The sequence below is a fragment of the Hymenobacter sp. M1-2 genome, assembly GCF_057808495.1.
Genome location: NZ_JBTYZO010000040.1, coordinates 20689 through 27410, shown reverse-complemented (window position 1 = coordinate 27410; position 6722 = coordinate 20689). Strand labels below are relative to the sequence as shown.

Annotated in this window: 5 protein-coding genes; 3 read left to right on the top strand and 2 right to left on the bottom strand. The window is 60.7% G+C overall.

The window, feature by feature from the left end:
* A partial coding sequence (locus tag ACYSMN_RS24755; RefSeq protein WP_488926616.1) for a T9SS type A sorting domain-containing protein occupies window positions 1-1517 on the top strand: 1517 nt, incomplete at its 5' end.
* A gap of 226 nt (window positions 1518-1743) precedes the next feature.
* Here ACYSMN_RS24755 and ACYSMN_RS24750 read toward each other — a convergent pair.
* A complete protein-coding gene (locus tag ACYSMN_RS24750) occupies window positions 1744-1923 on the bottom strand; it encodes a substrate-binding domain-containing protein (RefSeq protein WP_488926617.1) in 180 nt (59 codons plus the stop codon).
* Window positions 1924-2970: 1047 nt separating this feature from the next.
* Here ACYSMN_RS24750 and ACYSMN_RS24745 point away from each other — a divergent pair.
* Window positions 2971-4221, top strand: a complete 1251-nt coding sequence (locus ACYSMN_RS24745) for a hypothetical protein (RefSeq protein ID WP_488926615.1) — start codon at window positions 2971-2973, stop codon at window positions 4219-4221.
* A gap of 142 nt (window positions 4222-4363) precedes the next feature.
* On the top strand, window positions 4364-5689 hold the full coding sequence (locus tag ACYSMN_RS24740; RefSeq protein WP_488926614.1) for a carboxylesterase family protein: 1326 nt from the start codon (window positions 4364-4366) through the stop codon (window positions 5687-5689).
* Window positions 5690-5807: 118 nt separating this feature from the next.
* Here ACYSMN_RS24740 and ACYSMN_RS24735 read toward each other — a convergent pair whose 3' ends face one another.
* Window positions 5808-6527 carry a GAF domain-containing protein gene (locus ACYSMN_RS24735; RefSeq protein WP_488926613.1) on the bottom strand — a complete coding sequence of 240 codons (720 nt, stop codon included), beginning with the start codon at window positions 6525-6527 and terminating at the stop codon, window positions 5808-5810.
* Window positions 6528-6722: the final 195 nt, after the last annotated feature.

Below are 6722 nucleotides of genomic sequence, written 5' to 3'. Positions count from 1 at the left end.
CGGAGTGGCCCAACACGCTCATCGAAACCAAAAACGGTGGCCAGACCGAAGTGCTTGGCGGCCTGACGCTGGCCGCCGCCAACCCGGGTCTGCTGCCGGCCTTCGTCAACCACAACTCGTCGGTGTCCGTTGCCGGGTTTGGGGAGGTGCGCACCAACAGCGGCGCACCGACCAGCACCCGCGGCCACGTGTTCACCAACGTGGTGACGGAAACCCGCGGTACGAGCACCGTCAATCTGACGGCCGCGCAGCTGCCCACGCGCAAGTCGCAGCAAAGCACCGCGTACTTCTCCTTCGTGCTGCCGCTCTACACCGGCTACGCCACCCCGCCGCGGCTGACGGTGGCCAACCAGACGGCACCAGCGGATTCAAGCCAGTGCAGCGCTTCGGTGAGCTTCGCCGCCACGGTGAGCGGCTCGCCAGCGCCCGTCGTTACGTACTCGGTGGGCGGCACGCCGATCACCTCGCCGCACGTGTTTCCGGTGGGCACCAGCACCGTGACGGCCGTGGCCACCAACAGTGCCGGCACCGACAGCACCACCTTCACGGTGATCGTGCGCGACACCCAAGCTCCGGTAGTGGCCACGCGTAACCTGACGGTGCAACTCTCGGCCGCGGGCACGGCCACCATTGCGCCGGCCGACGTGGACAACGGCAGCACCGACAACTGCGGCATTCAGACGCGGCAGCTTAGCAAAACCACCTTCACCTGCGCCGACCTGGGCGCTAACTCCGTGACGCTAACCGTGTTCGACTCGGCCGCCAACGAAGTCACTGCCCCGGCCACGGTAACGGTGCTGGGTGAGCTACCCACGCCTGGCATAACGATTTCGCCGGCCAATAGCGTGTTTACGGGCGGTGAGGCCACTACCATCTACTTGGGCTACGGCTCGCAGAGCGCCACGCTCACGGCCTCGGGCGGCACCTCGTACCAGTGGAGCCCAAGCACCTTCCTGAGCGACGCGGGCAGCGCCAACTCCGTCTTTGCGCCCACGGCGAAGGGCGCGTACCCCTTCACCGTCACGGTCACCAACCAGTACGGCTGCACGGCTACGGCCAGCATTACGATGACGGTGGAAGACGTACGCTGCGGGCCGGGTAATAAGGTGCAAGTGTGCCACAACGGCCAGACCATTTGCGTAGCTTCCAGTGCGCTGAACGCTCACCTTGCTCACGGCGACCAGCTGGGCAGCTGCCCCGATGGCACTGCAGCTCGCAAGGCTCAAGCATCAGCTGGCCCCGCCCGCGCCGCGCTTGTTACCGAGTTCGAGGTGCACCCTAACCCGTTTACTGCCCACACCACGGTGCGCTGGCGGACCGGCCAATCTGGTATGGCTAGCTTGCAGGTATACAACAGCCTCGGTCAGCTCGTAGGCACGCTCTACGACGGAGCCGTGGGGGGGGGCCGCGTTTACGAGGCTACGCTGGAGGGCAAGCAGTTGCCCAACGGCGTCTACACCTGCCGCCTCGTGCAAGCCAGCCAGGTCCAAACGCAACGCGTCGTGCTGGTTCGGTAAGTAGCCAGACCTAGGCAGTAGGATCAAGGATGAAGGATAACTCCTTGCCGAGGAACTACCTGATAAGGTGACTGTAGGCCTTTGCTTTTGACGGCCTGCTTATCCCAACGAGTCACCAACCTAAATATCCCCGGACTTTTCGCAGCTGAAAAGTTCGGGGATATTTTATGCCGAACGCGGCGACGCAACCAGCCCGCTCGCGCAGCAGCCGGTCGCGGGCCGCGGTTCAGGACGTTTCGGCCCGGTTCTGCAAGGAGGAGTCCCGCACAGTTAGTTGGGCATCGAGAACCCGCGGTTGCGGTTTGGTGAACGTGTTTTCTTCCAGTTGCAGCAAGAGCAGGTGCACCATTTCCCGGCCCATTTCTGGAATGGGGTGCGCCACGCTGGAGGGGCTGGGCGAGAACAGCCCGGCGTACGACTAGTTCTTGAAGCTGACCACCGCCACCTCTTCGGGAATGTGCACGCCCCGCTCCTGCAGCGCAAACATGGCCGGGTAGGCCAGCCGGGTACTGACGACCAGCTCGTCAGGGGCGCGCCAGGCTCATGAGCTGCTGGGTCTGGGCCACTGTGTCGTCCTGGGTGGGGCCGAGTGCGCCACCAACTTCCTGCCCTGCGGCAGGCCGTGCTTGGCCAGGGCGACGCGGTAGCCAGCCAGGCGCTGGGACTATACACCTAGTACGCTTTCCCACTTCGCGGGCTCTATAAACGCTAGCTTAAGGCTCCATGCGCTTCTATCCACCTTATCTCCCTTGATGTACCCCTGAATATAGAGGTAGAAAAGTGCGTTTCGTACGTCTTCGCCGGGCACCCGATCTTCTGTCATATGCCACACAAAGTCTTGCGACTCCTCCATATCCTGATAGACTACGGTTCCCTCTATGCTAGTAGTATTCTCGCTGCCCCATGCAATTTGGGCGGCTCCTAATGCCTCAAGGAAAGTGTGCAGAAAGAGCTTACGTTTCATGCGTATTGCATGACTATAGTTGACTGAGTAATCATGTTGCTACTTAGACAAGCTCTCAGAAGAGTCTTTCGCTTCCGTAATGTTAGTTGAAGGATGGATTGTAAAGAATTATTGGGGAGAAATTTATTTCAAACGGCACCCTTATATGTTGCCAACGGAGACCTGCGAAAAGGCGAGGTTCTGGGGAATCCGTTAGCAACGAAGCTACTCAACATTGTCCAGAAACGACCTTTTATGATCAGTCAAGAGCTGTCCAAAAGGGTCACTTGCTCAAGCCATCCAGAAACTGGTTGATTTTCTATACGCTTACGGCATGTTCGTGCCTTATTACGAACAACTAGGCTGCTTGGCCTCTGAGCCACTGCCTCAGCGGTTTTGCCCTGTTTATTCAACAGCATCGCTCATCATAAATTCGGCAACAGATTTTCTTCGCTTGCCGGTCGTTATACTGCGCAACCAATTGCCTGATCCACTTTCGCTAGACGTCTTATGGAAGACCTGCCTCTCTCATCTGCTGACTCCGCCCTGCCTACTACCCCCGAGGCGCGGGCGGCCTACCTCAAAGAAGCGCAAACCAAGCATGACCTGGCTGGGCTAGCGCGCCTGTTTGAGGCCGAGTTGCTGGCCCACCCCGCCTTTGAGGAGGAGATGGCGCCGTACTTCGCCCAAAGCCGGCCGCACGTGGCCCGTATGTACGCCTATGCCAAAGCCGGCGCCTACCTTAAAGGACCGTTCCTGTTGAAGCAGGCCGGCGCACGCTTCGTGGAAATCCGCGAGGCGGCAGCCCATGACCTGTGGGAGATTCAGCAGAAAAAGCTCTTCGATTTGCAGTGCCGCTGGCGGGCCGAAGAAGTGACGCTGCCCGGCGTGCGCCACACTCAGGACTTCCGGCAGTGGGAAAAGTACATTGAGTATTGCCCGTGGCTGCCACCCATCACAGCCGACGAGGTGGCGCTTTACGAGGCCTACCTGCGCTCCGACCGCTACGTGCCCGGCCGCAATTGGTCGTGGCAGAACTACGACACCTTCCGGGGTACCGCCGAAAGCGGCGGGGACGATGACGACGCGGACGACGACGGCTACAGCGCCGCCGAGCACCGGGCGTACCACACCCTGCCGGCGTGGTACGAGTACCACAACGTCGCCACCGGCATCAACTACCTGCTGACCCTGCCCGACATACGCGGCGAAAAAGAGGCGTACTACATCGGCCTCGCCGAAGCCGACAAAGCAGAGAAGCTGGCCGCCCAACGCGCCCGCGGCGATATGGCCGCCAGTTTACCGTGGCACCCGCTTATCGGCCGCCACAGCGATTATACCACGTATTTCCAGCAGTTTGAAGACCCTGCCGAGCTGCCGCGCCTGCTGCGTTGGTACGAGGCCGACCGCGACGACTCGCGGCGCCGCCACGGCTACCTGTTCGAGGCCACCAGTTGGATGGAGCGCGCGCTGGAGCAGCAGGCATCGCCGTGGCCCATCGCCGCCCACGCCGACTGGCGACTGGCGGTTATAGAGGCCGGTATGCGCGCCTGGGGGCACCAGTTGGCCGAGGTGCTGGCAGAGGTCTGGCAAGAGCAAGAGCAAAACCGCGCGCTGGGCTTGCCCGTCACGGGGCCCCGGGTATATGGCGAGCGCCCGCCGTTCGCGGCGCTTGATTGGACCGAGGAGGAAAGCTACCAGCCCAAGTTTATTTTGCGCGGCCGCGAACTGGCCGGCGAGCCGCGCGATTTCAACTTCTGACCTCTGCCGGCACGGCCGACGCTACGCCGGGTGTTGACATCATCGCTACAATTCAGGCTCGGCGCATGGCCACCCGCTACGGCAAGTTGGACATCTATTCTCTTGCTTTTGCTCACCTGCCAGCGTAACTGTTACCACCTCTATGCCCGCGCATCCACCTTATTTCTATGCGCCCGCTGGCACCATCATCGGCTGGCGCGACGGCGCGGTGGTGCGCGCCAGTGGCATTCGTTACGCCCGCGCAGCGCGATTTCAGCCCCCGGTTGACGAACCAGCTTCGGCTATACCCTTGCAGGCAACGGCATCCGGCCCGGCGTGCCCGCAAGTCGTTGACTCGCTGCTCAGTCAGGCTTTGGGCCCAGCTATGGTCGGGCGAACGTATGACGAAGATTGTTTGCGGCTGACGGTTACCGCGCCCGACGACTTTCAGCCGCAGGAAGCGCTTCCGGTTATTGTTTGGGTGCATGGCGGCTCCTACGTAAGCGGGGCTGGCGACTTGGCGTTTTATGACCCGGCTCCGCTGGTTGCCGAGCAGCGCGTGGTCGTGGTGGCCCTTACTTACCGGCTGGGGTTGTTCGGCTTTTTGGGCCGCGCCGATACCCCGGCCAACCTGGGCTTACTGGACCTACTGGCCGCCTTGCGCTGGGTGCAGCACAATATTGCGGCTTTTGGCGGCGACCCTGCTTGCGTAACTCTGTTGGGGCACTCCTCCGGCGGGGATGCAGCCGCGCACTTGATGGTGGCGGAGGGAGCTGTGGGTTTGTTTCGGCGAGTCATCCTGCACAGCGCCCCGCTAGGTTTGGCCCCAAACAGGGCCCGGATGACACAGAAAATGGCCGCTGCTATTGATTCCATTCCGGCTACCGCCAACTACGAGGAAGTGTTGGCACGCGAGGCGCGGGCGTGGCGGGCAGCGCGGTGGTCAGGCCTGAAGGCCGGTATGCCCTTCGGCACCCAGTATGGCGCGTTTCCTTTACCCACCGAAGCGGCTGTTGAACAAGCCTGGCGCGAGACGGCTCCTACAATAGATGTGCTTATTGGCGCCACCGCTGAAGAGTTGCGGTTTTTTGCCGTTATCGACCCCAAATTCCGCTGGCTGGAACGGGTGCCGCTGCTAGGACCAGCCTTGACTCGCCAATTGGTGGCGGCTGGCTCGCGCCGCATCTACGTAGACCCAGCGGCAGCCTTTGCCCGCCGGCACGCGCGGGCGGGTGGCCGGGCCTACTTGTTCAACGTTACCTACCGCCCCCGCGGCAGTGCCTTCGGTGCGGCCCATACCATCGACTTGCCTTTGTTGTTTGGGACGCGGGAAACGTGGGCCGCCGTGCCGCTGCTCGGCGACGCCCCCTGGGAGGAAGTGGCGCAAGCCGGACAGGAAGTACGGCGTTTGTGGGCGGCATTCGCCCGCAATGGCACGCTGCCTGTCCCCATCGAAGTGCCAGGAGTGCTGTCTGTGCAGCACGTGTGATTGACTCAGATCCTGGCTGCTAGTTACGTGCCATCATGAGCAGGAGGCTTCAGATCTGTATAGCGTGGCCCTGGTCTATTTATCATTTGGCAGAGAGCAAATACTCAATAAACATTCGCTAGGAGGAACAGTCGTGCTGCTCAAGCAAGGACTGTATGTCGTGGAGGCGGCGCTTCACTTGGGCTAGCAGATCTTCCGGCACAGGAATCTGAATGCCTTGGCGGGTGAAAAGATAGCGCAGCAGGGCAGTGAGTTCGCGCAGCTCTTCCTGCAACTGAACGTGTAGTTGCTCCCATCGAGCCGTGCCGAGTTCGGGTTGCTGAAGGCAACTATGGCGCACGGCAATGGCTTGGCTAACCAATGCAGCTAGTTGGTCTAGCACCTCTTGCTCGGTCGCGCTGAAGGTTCGGGGCTGGCGGTCGATGATGCATAAAGTACCGATCGGGTACTGATTGGGTAAGCGCAACAGAGAACCAGCATAAAACCGCAACTTATTGTTCTGGGCGGCATGAGCGGCTTCGGAGGGTATGGCGGCGCTGGTTTCGAGCAGGAGGTCGTGGTACACAACGGCCCGAGCCTGCTGAATGGCAGTGGAGCAGAGAGCTTCGACCCGGGGTTGCCGGTCGTTGCCGGGCATGCCGTGGTTGGCGGGATAATACACGTCATTTTCCTCGACCACGGCAATGAGAGAAATAGGCAAACTAAATACCTGGGCCGTGAGGGCAACAAACTCTTCAAAGATGGGCTCAATGAGGGTTGGCAGCACATCATGAGCCCGCAGATTACGCAGCCGCTCGGGTTCGTCGTTGGGCAACAAAGAAGCGGGAGATGCAGACATGGGTAGATAGCGTAAGGATGAGTAACATACTTATAAAATCAACCAGTTGCTAGAAAAAAGCCTGGCTTTCTCTATTGGAAAAGCAGGCTCGGCTGGCTACTACCCCTACCCGCTTCGGCATAAGAGCAAACTGCGTTCAGAAGGATAAAGCCTCTAAAACCTTTACCTGGAAAGAACCTCAATTGGAACAACGTC

What these genes read in the sequence shown, in the direction of transcription:
- ACYSMN_RS24735 (WP_488926613.1), bottom strand. Translation starts at nt 6,527, where the DNA reads ATGTCTGCATCTCCCGCTTCTTTGTTGCCCAACGACGAACCCGAGCGG.
- ACYSMN_RS24740 (WP_488926614.1), top strand. Translation starts at nt 4,364, where the DNA reads ATGCCCGCGCATCCACCTTATTTCTATGCGCCCGCTGGCACCATCATC.
- ACYSMN_RS24745 (WP_488926615.1), top strand. Translation starts at nt 2,971, where the DNA reads ATGGAAGACCTGCCTCTCTCATCTGCTGACTCCGCCCTGCCTACTACC.